Source organism: Borrelia turicatae 91E135, assembly GCF_000012085.2.
GTDB lineage: Bacteria > Spirochaetota > Spirochaetia > Borreliales > Borreliaceae > Borrelia > Borrelia turicatae.
Map to the genome: position 1 here is coordinate 471,741 of NC_008710.1, position 19,762 is coordinate 491,502.

At 28.0% G+C, this 19,762-nt stretch carries 23 protein-coding genes, 4 tRNA genes and 1 other RNA gene; 18 read left to right on the forward strand and 10 right to left on the reverse strand.

Translation table 11 applies throughout. From position 1 onward, the window contains the following. Positions 1-52 precede the first annotated feature (52 nt). The 7 genes from BT0_RS02230 to BT0_RS02250 form a co-directional block, all read right to left on the reverse strand. Entirely contained in the window at positions 53-334 is a 282-nt protein-coding gene (locus BT0_RS02230) for an HPr family phosphocarrier protein (RefSeq protein WP_011772396.1), read from the reverse strand. 14 nt (positions 335-348) lie between these two features. Then, positions 349-645, reverse strand: coding sequence for an HPF/RaiA family ribosome-associated protein (locus BT0_RS02235; RefSeq protein WP_011772397.1), 297 nt, complete (start codon positions 643-645; stop codon positions 349-351). Further along, positions 609-752, reverse strand: coding sequence for a hypothetical protein (locus tag BT0_RS06200; RefSeq protein WP_250638399.1), 144 nt, complete (start codon positions 750-752; stop codon positions 609-611). The genes BT0_RS02235 and BT0_RS06200 overlap by 37 nt, the downstream gene beginning before the upstream one ends. A 133-nt stretch (positions 753-885) precedes the next feature. After that, positions 886-1,023 (reverse strand): hypothetical protein, encoded by a 138-nt coding sequence (locus tag BT0_RS06160; protein WP_335633049.1) that lies wholly within the window; start codon positions 1,021-1,023, stop codon positions 886-888. A 468-nt stretch (positions 1,024-1,491) separates the two neighbouring features. Continuing rightward, positions 1,492-1,833, reverse strand: a complete 342-nt coding sequence (locus tag BT0_RS05930) for a hypothetical protein (protein WP_236842846.1) — start codon at positions 1,831-1,833, stop codon at positions 1,492-1,494. A 2-nt stretch (positions 1,834-1,835) separates the two neighbouring features. Beyond that, positions 1,836-2,369 (reverse strand): chromate transporter, encoded by a 534-nt coding sequence (locus BT0_RS02245; RefSeq protein WP_041178574.1) that lies wholly within the window; start codon positions 2,367-2,369, stop codon positions 1,836-1,838. A 2-nt stretch (positions 2,370-2,371) separates the two neighbouring features. After that, positions 2,372-2,950 (reverse strand): chromate transporter, encoded by a 579-nt coding sequence (locus tag BT0_RS02250; RefSeq protein WP_011772399.1) that lies wholly within the window; start codon positions 2,948-2,950, stop codon positions 2,372-2,374. 173 nt (positions 2,951-3,123) lie between these two features. Here BT0_RS02250 and BT0_RS02255 point away from each other — a divergent pair, with 173 nt between their 5' ends. Continuing rightward, a complete protein-coding gene (locus BT0_RS02255) occupies positions 3,124-3,990 on the forward strand; it encodes a mechanosensitive ion channel family protein (RefSeq protein WP_011772400.1) in 867 nt (288 codons plus the stop codon). On the opposite strand, the gene BT0_RS02260 is transcribed toward BT0_RS02255, so the two are convergent. Beyond that, positions 3,987-5,138, reverse strand: a complete 1,152-nt coding sequence (locus tag BT0_RS02260) for a glycosyltransferase (protein WP_011772401.1) — start codon at positions 5,136-5,138, stop codon at positions 3,987-3,989. The two genes, BT0_RS02255 and BT0_RS02260, sit on opposite strands and share 4 nt — an antisense overlap. 59 nt (positions 5,139-5,197) lie before the next feature. On the opposite strand from BT0_RS02260, the gene holA reads away from it, so the two are divergent. After that, entirely contained in the window at positions 5,198-6,187 is a 990-nt protein-coding gene (gene holA / locus BT0_RS02265; protein WP_011772402.1) for a DNA polymerase III subunit delta, read from the forward strand. A gap of 99 nt (positions 6,188-6,286) precedes the next feature. On the opposite strand, the gene uvrC is transcribed toward holA, so the two are convergent. Continuing rightward, positions 6,287-8,095 carry an excinuclease ABC subunit UvrC gene (gene uvrC, locus BT0_RS02270; RefSeq protein ID WP_011772403.1) on the reverse strand — a complete coding sequence of 603 codons (1,809 nt, stop codon included), beginning with the start codon at positions 8,093-8,095 and terminating at the stop codon, positions 6,287-6,289. A 117-nt stretch (positions 8,096-8,212) separates the two neighbouring features. Here uvrC and BT0_RS02275 point away from each other — a divergent pair, with 117 nt between their 5' ends. From BT0_RS02275 to BT0_RS02290, 4 genes are all read left to right on the forward strand, one after another. After that, positions 8,213-9,730: a fibronectin type III domain-containing protein gene (locus BT0_RS02275; protein ID WP_011772404.1), complete on the forward strand. Its 1,518-nt coding sequence runs from the start codon at positions 8,213-8,215 to the stop codon at positions 9,728-9,730. Further along, on the forward strand, positions 9,723-11,030 hold the full coding sequence (locus BT0_RS02280; protein ID WP_011772405.1) for a tetratricopeptide repeat protein: 1,308 nt from the start codon (positions 9,723-9,725) through the stop codon (positions 11,028-11,030). The genes BT0_RS02275 and BT0_RS02280 overlap by 8 nt, the downstream gene beginning before the upstream one ends. Before the next feature lie 68 nt (positions 11,031-11,098). Beyond that, positions 11,099-11,188, forward strand: a tRNA-Ser gene (locus BT0_RS02285). A gap of 66 nt (positions 11,189-11,254) precedes the next feature. Next, a tRNA-Ser gene (locus BT0_RS02290) sits at positions 11,255-11,340 on the forward strand. A 31-nt stretch (positions 11,341-11,371) separates the two neighbouring features. Here the strand turns inward: BT0_RS02290 and BT0_RS02295 are convergent. Beyond that, positions 11,372-12,070, reverse strand: coding sequence for a hypothetical protein (locus BT0_RS02295; RefSeq protein ID WP_011772406.1), 699 nt, complete (start codon positions 12,068-12,070; stop codon positions 11,372-11,374). Positions 12,071-12,197: 127 nt separating this feature from the next. On the opposite strand from BT0_RS02295, the gene BT0_RS02300 reads away from it, so the two are divergent. The 12 genes from BT0_RS02300 (at position 12,198) to pgeF (ending at position 19,761) form a co-directional block, all read left to right on the forward strand. After that, a tRNA-Arg gene (locus tag BT0_RS02300) sits at positions 12,198-12,271 on the forward strand. 16 nt (positions 12,272-12,287) lie between these two features. Then, positions 12,288-12,374, forward strand: a tRNA-Ser gene (locus BT0_RS02305). Between the two features lie 2 nt (positions 12,375-12,376). Continuing rightward, positions 12,377-12,474, forward strand: an RNA gene (ffs, locus tag BT0_RS02310) — signal recognition particle sRNA small type. A 163-nt stretch (positions 12,475-12,637) separates the two neighbouring features. Continuing rightward, positions 12,638-14,284, forward strand: a complete 1,647-nt coding sequence (gene dnaX, locus BT0_RS02315; RefSeq protein ID WP_011772407.1) for a DNA polymerase III subunit gamma/tau — start codon at positions 12,638-12,640, stop codon at positions 14,282-14,284. Positions 14,285-14,290: 6 nt separating this feature from the next. Further along, positions 14,291-14,590 carry a YbaB/EbfC family nucleoid-associated protein gene (locus BT0_RS02320; RefSeq protein ID WP_011772408.1) on the forward strand — a complete coding sequence of 100 codons (300 nt, stop codon included), beginning with the start codon at positions 14,291-14,293 and terminating at the stop codon, positions 14,588-14,590. A 3-nt stretch (positions 14,591-14,593) separates the two neighbouring features. Continuing rightward, positions 14,594-15,178: a recombination mediator RecR gene (gene recR, locus BT0_RS02325; RefSeq protein ID WP_011772409.1), complete on the forward strand. Its 585-nt coding sequence runs from the start codon at positions 14,594-14,596 to the stop codon at positions 15,176-15,178. 323 nt (positions 15,179-15,501) lie between these two features. Then, positions 15,502-16,011 carry a nucleoside-diphosphate kinase gene (locus BT0_RS02330; protein ID WP_011772410.1) on the forward strand — a complete coding sequence of 170 codons (510 nt, stop codon included), beginning with the start codon at positions 15,502-15,504 and terminating at the stop codon, positions 16,009-16,011. Further along, complete coding sequence (locus tag BT0_RS02335; protein WP_011772411.1) at positions 15,986-16,837, forward strand: DNA adenine methylase; 852 nt, start codon at positions 15,986-15,988, stop codon at positions 16,835-16,837. Before BT0_RS02330 ends, BT0_RS02335 begins: the two co-directional genes overlap by 26 nt. A 237-nt stretch (positions 16,838-17,074) precedes the next feature. Further along, positions 17,075-17,611, forward strand: a complete 537-nt coding sequence (locus tag BT0_RS02340; RefSeq protein ID WP_011772412.1) for a hypothetical protein — start codon at positions 17,075-17,077, stop codon at positions 17,609-17,611. Further along, on the forward strand, positions 17,608-18,306 hold the full coding sequence (locus tag BT0_RS02345) for an LptA/OstA family protein (RefSeq protein WP_011772413.1): 699 nt from the start codon (positions 17,608-17,610) through the stop codon (positions 18,304-18,306). The genes BT0_RS02340 and BT0_RS02345 overlap by 4 nt, the downstream gene beginning before the upstream one ends. After that, on the forward strand, positions 18,284-19,075 hold the full coding sequence (gene lptB / locus BT0_RS02350; RefSeq protein WP_041178480.1) for an LPS export ABC transporter ATP-binding protein: 792 nt from the start codon (positions 18,284-18,286) through the stop codon (positions 19,073-19,075). The genes BT0_RS02345 and lptB overlap by 23 nt, the downstream gene beginning before the upstream one ends. Then, entirely contained in the window at positions 19,072-19,761 is a 690-nt protein-coding gene (gene pgeF, locus BT0_RS02355; RefSeq protein WP_011772415.1) for a peptidoglycan editing factor PgeF, read from the forward strand. Before lptB ends, pgeF begins: the two co-directional genes overlap by 4 nt. The last annotated feature ends 1 nt before the right edge of the window (position 19,762 follow it).

The window sequence follows — 19,762 nt, forward strand, 5'->3', positions numbered from 1 at the left end:
AATGAAAGAATAGGATTTATGATAAATAATATTTTGTATAAAATTTTCTTGTTCATTTTTGAATCTCTTTTTTAAAGTTTGATTTTAATAGTTCTGATAGTATATCAATGATTTCAGTTTCTTTTTTTCCATTTGCTATGATTTTTATTTTTTCTTTATATATAACCCCAAGTATCATAATTTCAACTGTAGATTTGGCATCAGCTTCTCTTCCATCTTCTGTAACTAATTTTACATTACAATAAGGATATTTGCTTGCAAGTTCTGCAATCATGCTTGATGGCCTTGAATGGAGACCTTCTTTGTTATTTATCTCAATTGTTATTGCTTGCATTTAATTTTACTTATTCATTTTACTGTATCTTTTTTATTTTTTTCTTTGTTTGCTGTATTTTGCAGTCTTTCTACTAATCTTTCTATTAAAGCATATAATTCTTTGCCATGTTCTGTAATATGTATTATTTTCCCCCAATTAAAGTGAAGATGAGCATCTATATCAAAGATATCGTTTTCTTTTTTTATTGTAATTTTGAGACTTTCTGAATTTTGTTTAATATGTGTCCCAAGTTTTTCTAATTTTTTTATAATAAAATCTTTTGTATGATCGCTTAAATGATAATTAATGGCTTGTATTTTAGGTTCCATAAATTTCTCCTTTGAAATTTTAATTTATTCCTACATTTATTGATAGTTCTTTTTGAAATGGTGATTCCTTTAGATTTTAGTATATCAGAAATTTGATTATCTACCATATTTTTATTTTGTTACAATGTTTTCTTTATTATTAGTTTAATGCTTGATTTTGAAAATTCATTTGTTTTAACATTTCTGGTTGAATTAAATAGTTTGTTAATTGAGATTGTGCCCCAGTCGAATTTTAAGTATTTATTTTTTTATTGTTCTTGATATAATTGATTTTGATAGATTGATTTTTTCAGATATATCAGCTAATTTTATTAATCTTAAGTCCTTAAAGCTTCTTCGTAGGAATTCTTTTTGCAGTGTATATGTTGCTATTCTTATTTAGTTAGTATTTTATCTGTGTATTTTAAAGATTCAATTAACCATTTTGATTGTTTATATTTTTTCAAATCTTTAACTTCTTTTTTAAAAATATTGACTTTTTTAATTTTTATCCTCAGTTTATTGTCTTTACTTATAACAATTGTATCTAGTTCAATATAGTCATTTGTATTATTTTTGTCTTTAAACTTGAATGTGATATTGGGGTTAAGCTTAAGTTGAATTGTGTTAAGAGCATCGTTTAAATCTTAAGTGCTGATGTTAAGCTTTTCTTTTAGCTTATTTTGAGTATTTTTAAGTAAATCTGATCTTTCAAGAATTTTAATTGTATTTGTATCTAATTTATGATATTTTGCTTGTAATATTAATGATTTTATGATGTTAGATACACCAATTTCTATTGGATTAAATTATTGAATTAGTTTGATCATTTTATTTACTTGATGCTGAGATTCTTTTTTGAAGAAGTCATAAGGGTTTGTTTAGATTATTTATTATGATTGCTCCTATGTTAATCTCAACTTTACTGAGTTTTTGAATTTGTAGTTGTGGTAAGCAATGTTCTTTAAGAGAAAGTTTTGGTGATGTTTTAGCCGGTGCAATTTTATATTGTGCTTTATTATTATCATTTTTGTAGAAAATTTTTCTAAATTTATAAGTTTTTAGTGTCTCAAAAAATGTTTTTGAATCTATCTGGAGGCATGCGTTATTTTCAATTTCGTCTAATATAATTTTTATTAATTCTTGTTTGTCAAGACCTAGAATTTTGATTATATTAATTTGTGTTAATTTTAAGTTTTGTTTAAGCATCTTTACATAAAAATGTATAATATTCCACTAGATATGATTAGTATTGCAGGGGTGATGTTTTTGTAAAATAATAAAATTATTAAGTTTAATCCTGCAATTGCAAAGCTTTTTAAAAATTCTGTACCATTGTAGCTTATTTTTAAAAATATACTTTCAAATAGAATAATTATTGTCATTATCCATAATGCTATAATTACAGGTCTTAAGCTTTTAAGATAATAATTTAAGAAATTTATCTTATGCAGTGTTAATGTTATAAAGGTAATAATTAATATGGGTGCCGTTATTAGAGCTATTGTGGCAATTATTGCACCAGTAATGCCAGCTACTTTGGTGCCAACATATGTTGCTATATTGGTAGCAACAGGACCTGGAGTAATTCTAGATATTGTAATGATATTGATGAATTCTTCTTTTGTTATCCATCCCTTGTTATCAATGATTTCTTTATTGATAATTGTTGCAATTCCGTTTCCTCCACCGAAATTTAAAATTCCTATTTTGAAAAATGTAATGAATAAATTTATTAGAATCAAATTTATACCTTTTTTTGAAAGAATATTTTTTGTATTGTATATGTTAGAGAACATATAAATAGAACAGTTATCAGTATATATGATATATCTATATTAAACTTATATAGTGTATATGTTATTAATAAGCATGTTATCCATTTTGTTATTGATTGTTTTAGCATTTTTTTTGAAAATTCAAGTATGATTATTGACATTATTATTGTTGATGATATTTTTGCACCTTCAAGGAATTTTTGAGCGTAGATGTTATTTGAGTTTAAATTTACATAAAGGGCTATCATTGTGATTACTAATATGGATGGTAGGATTCCAGCGATAGTTAACATAATTGCTCCTTTAAATCCTTTAAGTTTTTTACCAATTAGGAATGCAAAATTGATTGCTGTTACCCCGGGAACTACGTTTGATGTTGCAAGTATTTCATTAAACTCTTTATCAGATATTAGCTTTTTTTTATTGACAATTATTTTTCTAAGTTCAGATATTATTAATAATCCCCCACCAATTGTGATTGTCGTTATTTTTAGTACAAGATAAAATAATGTTAGTAATTCATATGGTGTTTTTTTTGTTTTATCCATGCATCTTTTGTCCTAACTTTAAAGAGTATGTGGATTAAATTACATTGTATCACAGTAACTATATAATATTTATTAGTATAAGTGCTTTTGTATATTAATTTTTTGTTTTAGTGATATCTTTTTTAAAGATTGTATTTTTCTTTTATTTTTTTGTACTATAACCATAGTAGCTTATGGATAAACAGTCAAAAACGTTCAGTGTTTTTAGAGAAATATTTGTTTTTCAGGATTATGTCAATGAAATTTTTGAAATGGTAATAGTTTATGGATTAAAGGTTCTTGTAGCGCTGGTAGTATGGTGTGTTTCAAGGTTTTTTGTCAAAAGGGTAGGTAGGCTTTTTTTTAGTGCTTTTGAAAAATCCAAGTTAGAGACAAAATTAGATTCTACTATTCTTAATTTTTTTAAGTCATTTTTTAAAGTGATGATAGATATGGTATTAATTTTGATGATTTTACCTTATCTTGGTGTTTCTACAACTTCTATTTTTGCTATATTTGGATCTTTAGGTCTTGCGGTTGGTCTTGCTGCTCAAGGGATTTTATCTGACTTTGTTAGCGGGTTTGTTGTTTTAAATTCCAGTTTTTTTAAAATTGGTGATTACATTAGCTGTGATGATGTTGAGGGTGAAGTAAATGATATTCATATATTTTTTACTACACTTCAAACGGTAGATGGTAAAATTATTAAGATTCCAAATAGTAAGTTTACAGATACATCGGTTACTAATTTTTCTACAAATCCTGAAAGGAGGATTGCATTCGATTTTCAAGTACCTTATGACACAGATATTGGTTCTCTTAAAAGTAGAATAGAAAATTTGGCATTTTCCTTTAATAAGGAACAATATGGTATTAATAAGCCCAGTGTTGTTGTAAAGGAATATACCCCTTATTACATAGTCATGCAAGTGAGATCTTTTGTAAAAACCGAGTTTTTTTGGGATTTTCAATATTTCATAGCAGAAAATATTAAAGGTATTTTAGATGATATGGGAATAAAATTTCCCATTCATAACGTGGATTTTAGCAAATTACGTTAATATTTTTTATTTTTAATGATTTCAGAATAATACTGTTCAATTTTTTCTACAAAAAATGAGCTTGAAAACATCATAGATGTTTCTTCTGTATTTTTTTTTAAAGTTTGTAATTTTTCTTCGTTTTCTATTATTTCTTTTATATATTTGTACAAATTCTCATAATCATCTATTAAGAATCCATTTTTTCCTTGCTGAATTACATCTTTGTATATTATGTCATTAATAAGTACCGCAGGTATGCCAGCTGTTAATGCCTCAATTGTTGTCATTGGATATACTTCGCTTCTTGATAGACTTGTAAATACATCAGATATTTTATAATAGTAATACATTTCTTCCCATGGGATTGTTCCAATGAGTATTATTTGTTTTTCAAGTTCATATTGCTTTCTAAATCGCCTTATCTTAGTTTCTTCTTTTCCCTTTCCTATGAGAATGAGCTTGCAATTTTTGTTCTCAATTAGAAGTTTTTTTAAATGTTTCATTAATAAGCATATATTTTTTTCTTCATTTATTCTTCCAACAAAGATTATGATTTTATCGTTTTTACTTATTCCATGTTTGGTTAAAATCTCTTGTCTTTTTTCTTGACTTAGGTCTTTTATGAAAATTTTTCTGTCTACTCCATTTGGAATTATTTTATAGTCAGCATTTGTTGCAAGATGAAAATATTTGTTATGTGACTTAATTGATGGATAAATGAAGTGATGGATTTGGTCATAAAATTTTTTCATCATTTTATCTGGATTAGTTAAATATTTAAAAATTCCTAAGTAATGTAGATAATAATTCCACATTGTATGGTTTGTATGAACTATTGGAATATTGTGTTGTAGTGCTAATTTTTTCCCGATTTTTCCCATAGTGAATTCCGAATGTGTATGAATGATTTCAGGTTGATATTCTTGTATTATCTTTTTTATTCTTGTTTTGTTTGGGAATGCTATTTTGGCATCTACTGTCTGGTTCAATTTAATTGAGAAGCATCTGTAAATATGATCTTCTTGTAAATCTGTTTTTTGAGATTGTGGACAGAAAATATAAACACTGTGACCTTTTCTTTCAAAACCTTCTTTAATTTGTTTTATAGATGTTGCTACTCCATTTTTATCTGGAAGATATGTATCTGTAAATATTGCAATTTTCATATTTTATCCTAATAATTGAAGTATAACATATTTATTATTTGGATTATAATATTATTTAAATGAAAGAAATTTATTTACTTTTAGGCAAAGAACAGGGATTAAAGGAAGCTTATTTAAATAATATTTTTAGTAAGTTAAATGCTGATAATATATGTGTTACTAAGCTTTTTATGTCAGAATTGTCATCAATAGAGCTTTCTGAACGGCTTTTAACCAATTCTTTTTTTTCTAAAGAGGAAGTATTTATTATTTATGAGTCTGAAAATTTAAAAAATAAAAAGGATTTAGAGTTGGTTTATAGTACAATCTTAAAATCTTTAAATAAGATTATTATTTTTGTTTCTAATGAAAATTCGATTAGTTTTGATCCTAAAGGTTCTTTGAATCTAGTTAAGAAAACTTTTTATGAGCTATCTGATACTGATAAATTTTTATTTGTAAAGAAAAGTTTTTTTAAACTTGGAATTAAAATTACAGATAAGGCCATACATTTAATGCTTTTTATGTTAGATGCAGATACTAAGATCTTGCAGTTTTATGTAAATTCCTTTGCTCTTATGATTAAAAATAAAACCATTGATGAACATGATGTAAATTCTTGGCTTAGTTTTATGCGTCCCGAAAACCCTTTTTCCTTGTTTGAATCAATTTTAAAAAAGGATATGGAGTATGCTTTAGTTAAGATTAAATCCATCCTGGAGCAAGGAGAAGATTTGGTTAATATTGTAATGAGTCTTGGTTGGCAGTTTAAAAAATTTTTAAAGGTCAAAATAGATTGTGAGAGTTTGCATGACATTCCATCTGTCTTTAAAAAGCATAAAATATTTGTCTCATTAGAGAAAGTTTATAAGATAGGACTTAAAAATTACTCGATTTTTGATATCAAATTTATTTTGAAACTTTTACATAAGTTTGATTTATATGCAAGAATCTATGGTAAAAACATGCATTTGAATTTATCATATTTTATGATATTAGTTTTATTAAGTCAGGATGATACTATACTTGATAATTTTTCTTCTAAATTTAAATTTACTAATGTTTTGTAATTGTTATTGTCTTTGTAAGACAGTGTGTGAGAGCTTTTAAGACTTTTTTTAGTATTGTTAATCTTTAACCGTTATTTTTTAGTAGTATGAGATGTTAAATTAAGACTCTATGGAATGAGTATTTTTCAAATTTTGATCTTCTGAGAATTTTTTTATTTTTTTAGCCATTTTGATGTTGATTTTCATTTTTTGAGCTATTTCATCTTCGTTTAAGAGAAATATATCTTTATATGTTCCAAGCGTTTTTAAAATATTTTTGGCTTTTTTTTCTCCAATTCCTTCTATTTTACTGTAATTCAATTTTATATTTTTGCGTAGTTTTCTATTAAAGCTATTTGCTTTTCTGTGAGATTCATCTCGAACATTTTGTAATATTTTAAGAGCGGGATTTCCTTTTGGGAGTTTAATGCCTTGTGTTTTGTTTGGTAAAAATATTGTTTCTTCTTGTTTTGCTAGAGCACAAATAGTGACTTTGTCTTCAATTTTTAATCCTTTTAAAATGGAGTAAGCAGCATTTAATTGACCTTTTCCTCCATCGATTAAGATTAAGGTGGGTAATTCTAATTGCTCGTTAATTAGTTTTGTGTATCTCCTTGATATAATTTCTTTTATTGCCTTAAAGTCATTAATTTCGCCATCATTTAGTGAATTGATTTTATAAACTCTGTATCCATCTTTAAAGGGTTTGCCCATTTTAAAGGTAACAAGTGATGCTACTGTTTTATATCCATTAAGATGAGCAATATCAAAGCCTTCAATTGTTTTTGGTAGTTTTGTCATTTCAAGAATGATCTTTAAATTTTCTAGTGCTTTATTTTTTTCATTATTGTATGCTTTTAATGCGATTTCTGCGTTGGAAATTGCCATTTCCATTATCTTTATGGCGTCTTTGGTTTCTTCATAAACTATTTCAGTGTTTGTACTTTTAAGTTCATTTATTAGTTTTGTAATATCTTCAGTTTCAATCTTTTTAAAGATACATATTTTATCAGGTACTATCATATTTAAAGATGTATAGTACTGTGTTATAAATTCTGCTATTAGCTCCTCCTCTTCATATATACTTTCATCAAAATTTATGTCTTTTTCTACTAGTTTGCCGTCTTTGTATTTAAATATTACTATTACATTTAAATTGTCGGTTTTATGAATGTATATATAGTCTGTGCTAAGTTTATTTATTTTTGTAATTATTTGTGTTTGACTTATTTCAATTAATGATCTTTTAGTTTCTTTTAACTTTATTGCTGATTCAAAATCTTCCCTTTTAATTACCTCTTTCATTTTTATTTCAATTTCATCTAAAAGTTTAGATATGTTTCCATTTAAGATATGTCTTATTTTGTTTACTTCTTCTTTGTATTGTTCTTCAAGATCATTCCTGTAACATACCCCAAGACATTGACCCATGTGAAAATAAAGACATGGGTTTTTTGATTTTTTTTTGCATTTTCTAGTTTTAAATGTTTTGTTGATAAGGTTTAGTACTAAGTCTAAGTGTTTTGCATTAACGTATGGACCGAAGTATTCACTTCCGTCATTTATTATTTTCCTAGTTTTAAAGACTTTTGGGTATTTTTCGCAAGTTATTCTGATCATAGGATACCCTTTGTCGTCTTTTAATTTGATATTATAGTCTGGTTTGTGCTCCTTGATTAAGTTGCACTCTAAGAGTAGAGCTTCATATTCACTGTTTGTGGTAATTACTTCTATATTTACTACGTTTCTCATTAGTATTTTTGTTTTAAGACTGATTTTTTCTAGAAAGTAGTTTTTTAATCTTGATCTTAAATTTTTTGCTTTTCCAATGTATAGTATCTTGTTGTCTTGTGAGTACATTTTATAACAGCCACTTGTTGTTGGAAATTCTTGTACTTTTTTGTGTAGACAATTTAAATGTTCTCTCATGTTGTATCTATTATTGTTTTTAAGTAATCATTTTTATTTTTGTGATATAATATTATATCATATTTGGGTTATTGTATATTTTTGATTTTTTTACGTTGAAAAAGATAAAGGTCTATAATGAGATTAATTTTTATATTTGCGCTATTTTGTTTGTGTCTTTATAGTGTTTTTTCTCAGGAACTTAAATTGATTCTTGATGCTAAAGATGGATTTAAATTTATTCAGGAAGCTCATAACATTAGCTTTACGAGAGGTGATAGAGGTGTCCTTGGAATTTATTTGGATAGGCATAAGGGAGTTTTAGATTTTAATAATGTTGATTTTAGATTAGAAATAGAAAAGGATAGTATTGTTAAGGATGCTGCTTTAAACTATTCTGTTGATTCAAATAATGCAAAAATTTCAAATTCTTTTCATAATATTGCAGGCAATTCTTTAATTTTTTATTCAAGTCGAAATACCATTAAGCTTAAACCATTAACAAAAAAGGCTTTTTTCTGTTCAGGTAATGTAATTTCTGATTTTACTATTCAGTTTTGGGCATACCGTTCTACTTCTGTTACTGGAGAAGTTATTGTAAGTTGGAACGGGTATAAAAATATTAAAGGTGTTTGGCTAGATCAAGCTATTCGGTTAGAGAGTGAAGGCGGAACTTTCGTTTGGAATTTTAATAATGTGTTTTTAAATGATAATGGAGAACCTATTAAGATTAAGCTTAGGAGTGATGATGATTTTATTCCAAAAGAGTGGCATTTACATACTGTAAGGTATAGGCAAAAAGATGGGTTACTGGAATATTTAATAGATTCTAAACCTCAGGCCATAGAGTATGTTACTGCTGATAAGAGAGAAGGTTTTGGTTATTTGTTAAATATTGGTAATTTTATTGATTTTACATTGGGACAATATTTTACAGGGGCTATTGAGAATTTTGAAATTCATAAAAGTTTTGAAGAAGTACATAATGCTTTCTTTTCAAGAGATAAGGGATATATTATTACAGAACCAATCAAGCTATCTAAAGATTATTCTCAAATTTTATCTGTAGAATTTGATACTGTGAAGCCAAAAGATACAGATATTTTTTATTATTATAGATTGGATAATAAGATGTTTTATGGAACAGATAAAAATGGAAAAATAAAAAAGAATTTAACAGGAGATTGGATTCATTTTGATCCTAAAAATGGATTTCCTAAATTTGATGTATCAAAATATATTCAAATTAAGGTCGAACTTTATCCAAGCGGTGATCCTGTAGATAGTCCATCTCTTTATAGCATGATTCTTACTTACATACCTGAGGCCGCACCTTTTCCTCCTCTAATAACAAAAGCTGTCCCAGGAGCTGGTGAGATATTGATTGAATGGTTCCCCGTTATTAGTAGTAATGTTGGTGGCTATTATATTTATATTGGCGTTAGTCCTGGTAATTATCATGATAAAGCTGGAAATATTTTGACATCTCCTATTGATGTTGGTAATCAGACTTCTTTTAGAATTACAGGTCTTGAGAATGGAAGGCTTTATTATATTAGTGTTGCTTCTTATAATTTAGACAAGAGTGTTAATGAGGCGTCTTTTTCGAAAGAAATTTCCGTGAGACCTATGGAGTTTTTTAAGCAGTATGAATAGTATTGATTTTGAAAAAGCCTTAGAGCTTTATAAGAATGGTGATCTTAAGAACGCGCTTTTAAATCTGGATGTTTTTGATGATAGTTTTGATTCTCTAGCTCTTAAATCTCTTATTTATTTTAGACTTAAGGATTATAAGGCACTCCTATATGTATTAGATACTTATCCCGTTTTAAGTGAGTATCGTTTTTTAATTAAACTCTTACATTATGGTAAGTTTGAGGATCAGAAAAGTGAATTGAGTTATTTCCAAAATTATAATCTTGGTGTTTTTTATTTTGGATTAAAAGATTATGAAAAGTCTTTGAGTTATTTTTTAAAATCTAGCCAGCAACATCCTAGCTTGATTCAGGCTATTAATAATGCTGCTATTTTGCTTGAGATACTGGGCAGAAAAGATGAAGCTACCCAAATGCTTATTAAAGCTGTTGATGTGGATAAGAATAATGCTCTTGTTAAATTGAATGTTTGGTTTTTAAAAAATAATTGTATATTTAATAGTGCTAAACCATTTGAGATAGATGAGAGCTTTAAAGAGGCTAATCTTTCTCTTGTTGTTAATTATTTGATGTATTATTTTTATTCTATTGGAGAGATAAGTAGTGCGATTAAACTTTCTGAGAGGTTTTTAACAGATTCAAATTATTCTAAATATATTTGGCATAATAGAGCAACTATTTTGCATAAAATAGGTAATATGACGCAAGCCACTAAATCTTATGTAAAAGCTATTTTAAATTTTCCTAATATCTATACAATATATAATATGCATATTGCTACAATAGAGCTTTTGAATTTTTCTCCTAAAAGATCTATTGATAGAATGTTGTTAGATTATCCTAATATGGATTCAGTGTGTTTTTACGCGTTTTTGTTTTTTTTAAGAAATCGTGAACTTGAAGATGCTTATTTTTATATAAAAAAGCTTTGTGAAATTAAACCAGATACTTATTCTAAATTTTTAAATCTACTTGAATCCAGAGAAGATATTTTGATTGAAGAACTCCTAGATGAATTTGCAATGGTTTTGAAGGGAAGGTGGACGTTGGAATATTTGTTCTTTATTGACAATTCTTTGAATTTAAAAGATCCTGTTTTTGTTTTTGATTATAATACTAGACTTTGTCCATATATTTGGAAAATTAAAGATGAACATATTGAACTTAGAGCTAATAACAATGAGGTAGAAATTACTAAGAAGATTTTTTCAGATGAACTTATGCAAGTTAAATTGGATGTTGCAATTAAAGAGATTAGGGATTTAATCGAAGCTTATAGGGATTTTAAGATCAATTGTTAAGATTTAAAGTTGTTTTTTTTGTTGACAATGTAATGACTCTAATATACTATTTATTAGTATGGCTGCAAGGAGAGATGCCAGAGTGGCCGAATGGGGCTTCCTGCTAAGAAGTTGTCCTTTTAAAAAGGGGACCATGGGTTCGAATCCCATTCTCTCCGTAAGAGTTTTTGTTAAGGGTTATCTTGACAAAGATTTCTTTAGTTTATTAGTATGATAATACCTTGGGAGAGGTGGCAGAGTGGTTTAATGCTACGGTCTTGAAAACCGTCGTAGGTTTAGCCTACCGTGAGTTCGAATCTCACCCTCTCCGTTGCTTATTTTATTATGAGCACATTTAACAATCAGTTTTCGGTATTATTATCGATTGGAAATATAAATTCAATTTTTCCATCTACTCGTGGTCGTATTGTGAGTGCGTCATAAAAGATTACCACATTATTGTTTTTAAAGTAATATTTATATTGTTTGAAAGCTTTTTCAAATTCTTCTTCAAATTTAGATTTATTATTAGAATACATATCAGAATATATACCAAATTTTTTAAAATCTGTCTCTACCTGTGTCCTTAGTACTTGCATCAAAGAGTCTAATTGATCTTTTGAAATTATATCTGAGAGTTTTATTTTTTCTTTTCCTCTTAGATTAATTGGATGATATGTTGTAATTCCATTTGCATCATACTTGTCTATTGTGTATTGACTGTATAGAATTGATGTTATTTTAAGGTCTGGGCTTTTAAATATTTCAAAGTCAGAATAATAAAAAGATTCATAGTTATAGTTTTTTGATTTTTTTGTTTTAAGAGATTCGATTTTATTAGTTTTCCATTCTTTTATAAGCTTTTCAAAGCCAAGTTCTAGACCTTCTGTAATGGGAGTTTGGGCGTCTATGTGAAAAATATTATTATCTTCATCAGTTATGGTTTCTTTGATAATTTTTTTTTCAATATTAATTTCAGTATTTTCTATTTTTTGTGCATGTTTTGTGCATGATATTATTAGTAAAAATGTTGCTATTATGGTTGGAAGTTTAATTGTCATTTATTGCTCCTTTTTAGAGATGAATTAATGTTTTAATTTTGAATAATATTTTTGATTATTTGTTATAAATTTGATTTTATTGTAATAAATAATAATTTTTATTACAATTGAGATTGAATGTTTGTTTGTGCCCATAGCTCAGCTGGATAGAGCATTAGATTGCGGTTCTGAAGGTCAGAGGTTCAAATCCTCTTGGGCACGGAAAGTTATTGGTTTTGGAGAGATGGCCGAGCGGCTTAAGGCGCACGCTTGGAAAGCGTGTATACATGAAAATGTATCATGGGTTCGAATCCCATTTTCTCCGATTCCTAGGATCCGCACTATTGAGTGTTGCCTAATCCCGTCAGGACTGGAAGGTAGCAGCGGTAAGTAATTACTCAATGAGTGCGCAAATCTTAGGATAAATTTGTTTTAGTTAAATAGGCAAATATGCTTTTATAAAATTAATACTTGATCATAGGTATTGATATATATATTATCAAATAATAATTTTTATTGTTTGAATGCTTTTGATTTTGTGTAATTTAAGGTTTAAGTAAGATTTTTGTTAGTATATGGGGAGATGGGATGATATCTGCGAGAGGTACTGCCATTAAGAGGCGTCCCAGAGATTTAAATTCTCTTGAGGGGCAAGATTTTGTTGTTGAAACCTTAAAACATTCAATAGAAAATAATAAGATAGCAAATGCTTATATATTTTCAGGACCACGAGGAGTTGGTAAGACTTCTTCTGCAAGGGCTTTTGCACGATGTTTGAACTGTAAGATAGGGCCAACAATTATGCCTTGTGATATGTGTTTCAGTTGTAAATCCATTGATAATGATAATAAGCTTGATATTATTGAGATTGATGGTGCTTCAAATACTTCTGTTCAAGATGTTAAACAAATTAAAGAAGAGATAATGTTTCCTCCTGCTAGTTCTAGATATAGGGTTTATATTATTGATGAAGTGCATATGCTTTCAAATTCTGCTTTCAATGCTCTTTTAAAAACAATTGAAGAACCTCCCAGTTATATTGTTTTTATTTTTGCTACGACAGAGGTACACAAGCTTCCAGATACAATAAAGAGCAGGTGTCAACATTTTAATTTTAGACTTTTGCCTTTGGATAAGGTTTATGAAATGTTAAAACATGTTTGTCTTGAAGATAACATTAAATATGAAGATGAAGCTTTAAGGTGGATTGCTTATAAGAGTGGAGGAAGTGTAAGGGATGCTTATACTCTCTTTGATCAGATTGTGTCATTAAGTAATTCCGATATACAATTTGAACGGATCAGATCTAAGATGGGGTTTACTAGTAGTGAGTTTTTAGAAAAATTGGCACTAAGCATTCTTAATGATGATTTAAAAGAATTGCTTTGTATTTTAGATGCTGTTTTTTTAACCGGGATTTCATGTGAGCAATTACTTCTTGATACGATTGAGTTTTTTAGAGAGATATTATTTCTAAAATTAGGTATTAAAAATCTTATGTTTATTGGTATTAAACCTGAGAGTTTAAAAGAAAAATTATTAAGTTTTGACTTGAAGCATGTTGAGAGAAGTATTAGTGTACTACTTGAAACTTATAGGGATTTGCAGTTTTCAGTGAATCCTAAATATGAACTTGAGATTAATTTTATTAAGATACTTAGACTTAAAGATTACGTGCCCAGTCATGTTTTAATTAAGCAAATTCAAGATATTGAAGCTAAGGTGCTTGATGAGGTTAGTTTGAATTTAAATGATACTGATTTCGATACGGATGTAGAACCAAAATTAGAAAATATCTCTTCAGTAGAGCCAGTAGAATTGGGTCTTGATAAAACTGAGACTGCATTAAAGACTGAAGTTAAAGCCTCTACTCATCTTGACCTTAATGGTGATGATATTGATGAAATTTTTATAGAAACAAAAGATAATTTTGATAAGGTGGATGATAATGATAAAATTAAAGAAAGTTTTGTTTATTTAGTATCTAAGTATGTTCAAACTTTAGTATATTCAGGAGAGGTTTTGATTGACAATGATGTGCTTTATTATAAAATTTTTAGTGGATTTGAGTATAATCAGCTGCAAGCCTATCAGAATGAGATAAGAGCTGAATTTTGTAAAGAATTTCCTAGATTAAATGTTGTATTTCAAAAACAGTTTAAGGATGATGATGATGAGTTTGATAGTAAGGTACTAAAAATTAAAAACATTTTTGGAGCAAGTGAGGTAAAGTAATAGGATATGGCAGTAAATCCATTAGATTTTTTAAAGAATATGTCAGGTTTTAAAGATAATATTGATAATTTTAAAAAAGAAATATCCCAAATTGTTGTTTGTGGCAGAGCAGGAAGCGATGTTGTTGTTGTTGAGATGAATGGAGAATTTGTTGTTAAGAAAGTTGTAATTAAGGAAGAATTTTTTAGTGATTTAGATAATGAGGCCCTTGAGCACATGATAAAATCGGCTTTTAATGATGCTATTTCTAAGGTTAAGGAAGAGATAAAGTCAAAAACAATGGGTTCTATTCCATTTGGGATTTAAGATTTGATTATACAAGATTTAATTGTTTTACTTTCTAAGTTGCCAGGTATAGGTAGAAAGACAGCAGTACGAATGGTTTATGATATTTTGTATAATGGTGAAGAGTATTCAAGAGCTCTGGGACAAATTTTAATCGGGTTTCATTCTAGTATAAGAAAATGTAAAAATTGTCATAATCTTGCTGAGGGAGAATTTTGTAATATTTGTATGGATTTAAGTAGATGTAAAGATATGATTTGTATTGTGGAGATGCCGCAAGACTTAGAGGTTATTGAGTCTACTAGAGAATATGATGGATTGTATTTTGTGCTTCATGGTCATCTTGATCCTTTAAGAGATATTGGTCCAAATAGGCTAAATCTTGATAAATTAGAAAATTATGTTAGGGAAGTTGGGGCTCAAGAAGTGATTATTGCTACAGAATTCAGTATTGAAGGGGATGTAACTGCAAATTATATTAGTGGCATTTTAAAAAATTTAGGTATTAATGTTACAAGAATAGCATCTGGTCTGCCCGCTGGAGGTAGTATTAGTAATGCAGATAAAATTACTACTCTGAGGGCTTTGCGTTTAAGACTTAAGATGTAAGCTTAGGTATTTATTTTTATAACTTTTAATAAGTGTTTCAATTGATTTTTTTTCTATTATTGAAGTGTTAGTTTTAATTTTCCAGTTTGTAGTTTCAGATATTAAATTTATTTGTAGATATGTCTTTTTTTAAGCTTAATAACACAGTAAGATACTTTTACATGTTTTTATATCGATGTATTAATTTTTAAAAATTAAACTTTTTAAAAAAATTGTTTTTTTCGATATTTTTTTATTTATTTTTTTGAAATTTATGTTTATACACTTAATAAGTTATGTCTTATAATTAACTTGAATTGTATTGAAAACATTGGGAGGTTTTTATGTCTACTTTAATACAAAGAACTTTATGTATTATTAAACCTGATGGCGTTAGGAGGGGGTTAATTGGTAATGTGATTTCTAGATTTGAAAGGACGGGACTGAAAATTGTGGCTGCTAAGATGATTTTAGTTAATAGAGAAATGGCTGAAACACATTATTTATATGATGATATTGCTGTAAGACATGGTGAGTTTGTTTGGCAGTCTTTAATTAATTTTATAATAAGTTCTCCAGTTTTTGTGTTTGTTGTTGAAGGTGTTGAAGCTGTTGAAGTTGTTAGAAAATTTTGTGGCTCTACAGAACCAAAAATGGCTTCTCCTGGGACAATTAGGGGTGATTTTGCTTATCATAGTTTTAACTATGCGAATGAGAAGGAGTTTTCAGTTTATAACGTAATTCATGCTTCTGCTAATGTTGATGATGCTCTTCGTGAAGTATCCCTTTGGTTTAAAGAAAATGAAATTTTAACTTATAAAAGGGACGATGAGTTTGAACATTATTATGGTTAATGTTGATATGAACATTGCAATACGGCCTATCTTGAAATGGGCTGGTGGTAAGAAAAATTTGTTGAGCTCTATTTTAGATAATATTCCTCTTGCTTTTAATAATTATATCGAACCTTTTGTAGGTGGAGGAGCATTGTTTTTTGCTTTGAATGTAAAAAATTCAATTATTAATGATATAAATTCTAATTTGATTAATTTTTATAGGGAAATTGCCTATAATTTAGATGATTTTCTATTAGAAATTGAGAAATATAATAATGCTCCTTTAACTAAGGAGTATTATGTTCATATTAGAAATAGTTTTAATAATGAGAATTTGACTAATTTAGAAAAGGCATGTATTTTTCTTTATTTAAATAAAACTTGTTATAATGGTCTTTATAGGGAAAATGGTAATGGAAAGTTTAATACTCCTTTTGGTAAACATAAGAAAATTAGTCTTTATGAAATTAAAAATTTACAATTGGCTTCTAAGCTTTTACGGGAGGTTAAGGTTTTAAATCTAGATTTTTTTTGTTTACTTGATTTTATAAAAAAGGATGATTTTGTTTATCTTGATCCACCTTATATTCCTTATTCCAAAACAAGTAATTTTACAAGTTATAGTAAGTATGGATTTGATTTTAGAATGCATGAAAAATTATTACAATTTTGTGACAAAATAGACAAGAAAGGGGCTAAATTCTTACTTTCAAATTCTAATACCGCATCTAGTCTTGAACTATATAAAAACTATAATGTTACTTTTGTTGATGCGAAAAGATTTATTAATTCAAATCCAATTAGACGTGGCAGTATAAGAGAAATTTTAGTGAAAAATTTTTAGGAGTATTGCATAATTGTTGTAGTATTTGTGAATAGTCATAAAGACGAACTGTTTTAAAGAAAAGCAGAAATTTATATGTTGTGATTAGTTTATATTATAGATTTTTTAGATTTAACTGGTGTGGATAATAATTACTTAAATCTGATTAGTGAGAGTCTTGTTGAGGTTTTGGTATTTATTTTTTTCAATTGTAAAGCTTAAAATATATCTTTTTTATGAGCTTGTGTAAGGATTTGTATGATGAGATTTGCTTTGTTTTATTTTTTGTCGATTTTGCTTTTCTTAAATTGTACTTTCGATTACGATGAGCATTCTGGTAGAGCAGGCGCTGCAAAAGAAACCCCTTCAATACAAATATTGGGAATTAGTTATCATAATGTTGTAGGTGGAAAGAAGCAAACTATATTGGAAGCTTTAAGCTTTAATTACTTTAATTATTACAAGATTTATAAAATTGATAATGGAAGATTTTTGTATCATGCTTTGGAAAATCGGATTTCAGGTAGATTTAATAGTTTAGAAGGCTCACATGTTACTAAAGATTTAGATATAAAGGATTCTGTGGAGTTAAAAATAGAAGATGTGAATAACTATTATCTTATTAATACCAATAGGCTTTTATGGAAAGATAATGAAAAAAAACTATTATCTCCTCCAAATGAGTTAGTGTTTATTAGGTTTGATGAGAGTAATATAACTGGAAAGGGTTTTTCATATTTTTTGAAGAATAATAATTTTTATTTTTATTCTGGTATTGAGGGACTTGTAAAATGAGAAGTTTAGTTATCTGTTTGGTTTGTATTTATTTTTTAAGTAGTTATGCACAAGATGAAAAGAGCTTCAATAAGTCTTCTAAATTGAAAACCGAAGGAGATGCACAGAAAAAGAATGAATTTACTTTTAGAGCAGATTTTTCACATGGTATTTTTTCTTCTGTTTATAGGAGAGTTATTTTAAAAGGAAATCCTGAGGTGATTTCCTCTGATTTTAAGCTTAGAGCTGATGAGATTGAAATTTATGGTGAAGGTAGTGCTTATATTGAGGCCCGTGGCAATGTTTATTATGAGGATTATGTAAATAAAATGAATGTTAAGTCACAATTTTTATTTGTTAATAGAAAATTAGATAATTTTTATCTTCAAAAAGGTGTTGAGCTTGAAGATTTGGAAAATGAACTTATTGTTAAAGCCGAACGAATAGAAGGTAGTCGTAAGACAAGTGTTTATATTATGCAGTATTCTGTTAAGATATATAAAGGTGATATTTTTGCACGAGCTGAAAACGGAATTTATAACAAGGAAGACAAAGAGATTGTTCTTGAAGGTATTCCAGTGATTTATCAAGATGATAATTATTATTCTGCTTCAAGGATAATTTTTAATACAGAAACCAAAAAATATAATCTTGAGGGTGATGTTGAAGGTAAATTTACTCAAGTGGAGGGAGATGTTCCTCAACAAAAAAAATAGCATAAAGTCAATCAAAGAGAAGCTTAGCCTTGACACTGTTACTAATATTGTTCTTAAGGCAGATAATGTTGTTAAGAGATATGGAAAAAAATTAGCAGTTAATGGTGTGACCATTGATGTTCATCGAGGTGAAGTTGTAGGTTTGCTTGGTCCAAATGGTGCTGGGAAAACTACAACATTTTATACTATTGTAGGTTTTATTAAGGCTAATAGTGGACGTGTTTTGATAAATAGTCATGATATTTCTGGTCTTAACATGTATGAGCGGGCACGGCTAGGAATTGTGTACCTGCCACAAGAACCGTCTATTTTTAGGGAACTTACAGTTGAAGATAATATTTTAATTGCTCTTGAGAGGCGAGAAGATTTATCTCAAACTGAGCGTAAAATGGAACTTGTAAATCTGCTTAAAGACTTTGAAATCAAGAGAATACAACATCAAAAGGCTTATACTCTCTCTGGTGGAGAGAGAAGGCGGACTGAAATAGCTAGGGCTTTAGCAGTGAGTCCATATTTTTTATTGCTTGATGAGCCTTTTGCAGGTATTGATCCTATTGCTATTGGAGATATAAAAGATATAATAAGGATTTTGAAGAGCAAGAATATTGGCGTTTTAATTACCGATCATAATGTGAGAGATGCTTTTGATATAATAGATAGGGCTTATATTATTTATCAAGGTCAGGTGCTTGATGAGGGAAATGTTGATTATATTATAAATAGTGAAAAAGCCAAAAAGCTTTATTTAGGTGAAGAATTTAGATTATGAGAGTAGTAGAGAATGAATTTTATTATGAGTTTGAATTAGATCCTAGCATTAAATTGATCTATACTAAAAAGCCTTTTGATTTAAATATAAGAGATATTAGTATTGATAATTTAAGTTTTATTCCTAAAGATAAAAAAGTCAAATATTTAAAACAGTTACATACAAATGTTGTTTATGAAGTTTCTGATGATTTTGTTAATTTTCAGGAAGGAGATGGACTTGTCTCTTCTTCCTGCAATGTTGCCCTTCTTGCTTACTATGCAGATTGTCTTCCAATATATATATTTGACAAATCAAAAAAATATATCGGACTTGCTCATAGTGGGTATAAGGGTAGTTTTAAGCTCATTATTTTGAAAATGTTATTTATGTTTGAGAGTATGGGTTCAAATTTTGAGGATTTGAAAATTGTATTTGGGCCTTATAATAGGTTGTGTTGTTATGAGGTTTCATCAGAGTTTTTATCAGAAATAAATTTAAAATTTAGTAAAAAGTTATTAGATATGTCTTTTTGTAAAAAGGATGATAAAATATATTTTGACAATGCCAATTTTAATTTGGGATTGATTTCTAATTTTAATTTAGATGTTGAGGATTCAGGTTTGTGTACTTATTGTAATTGCAATCTTTATTCTCATAGAAAATTTAAGGGCAAGAGAAGTTACGCTGCAATTTGGAGAACTTAAT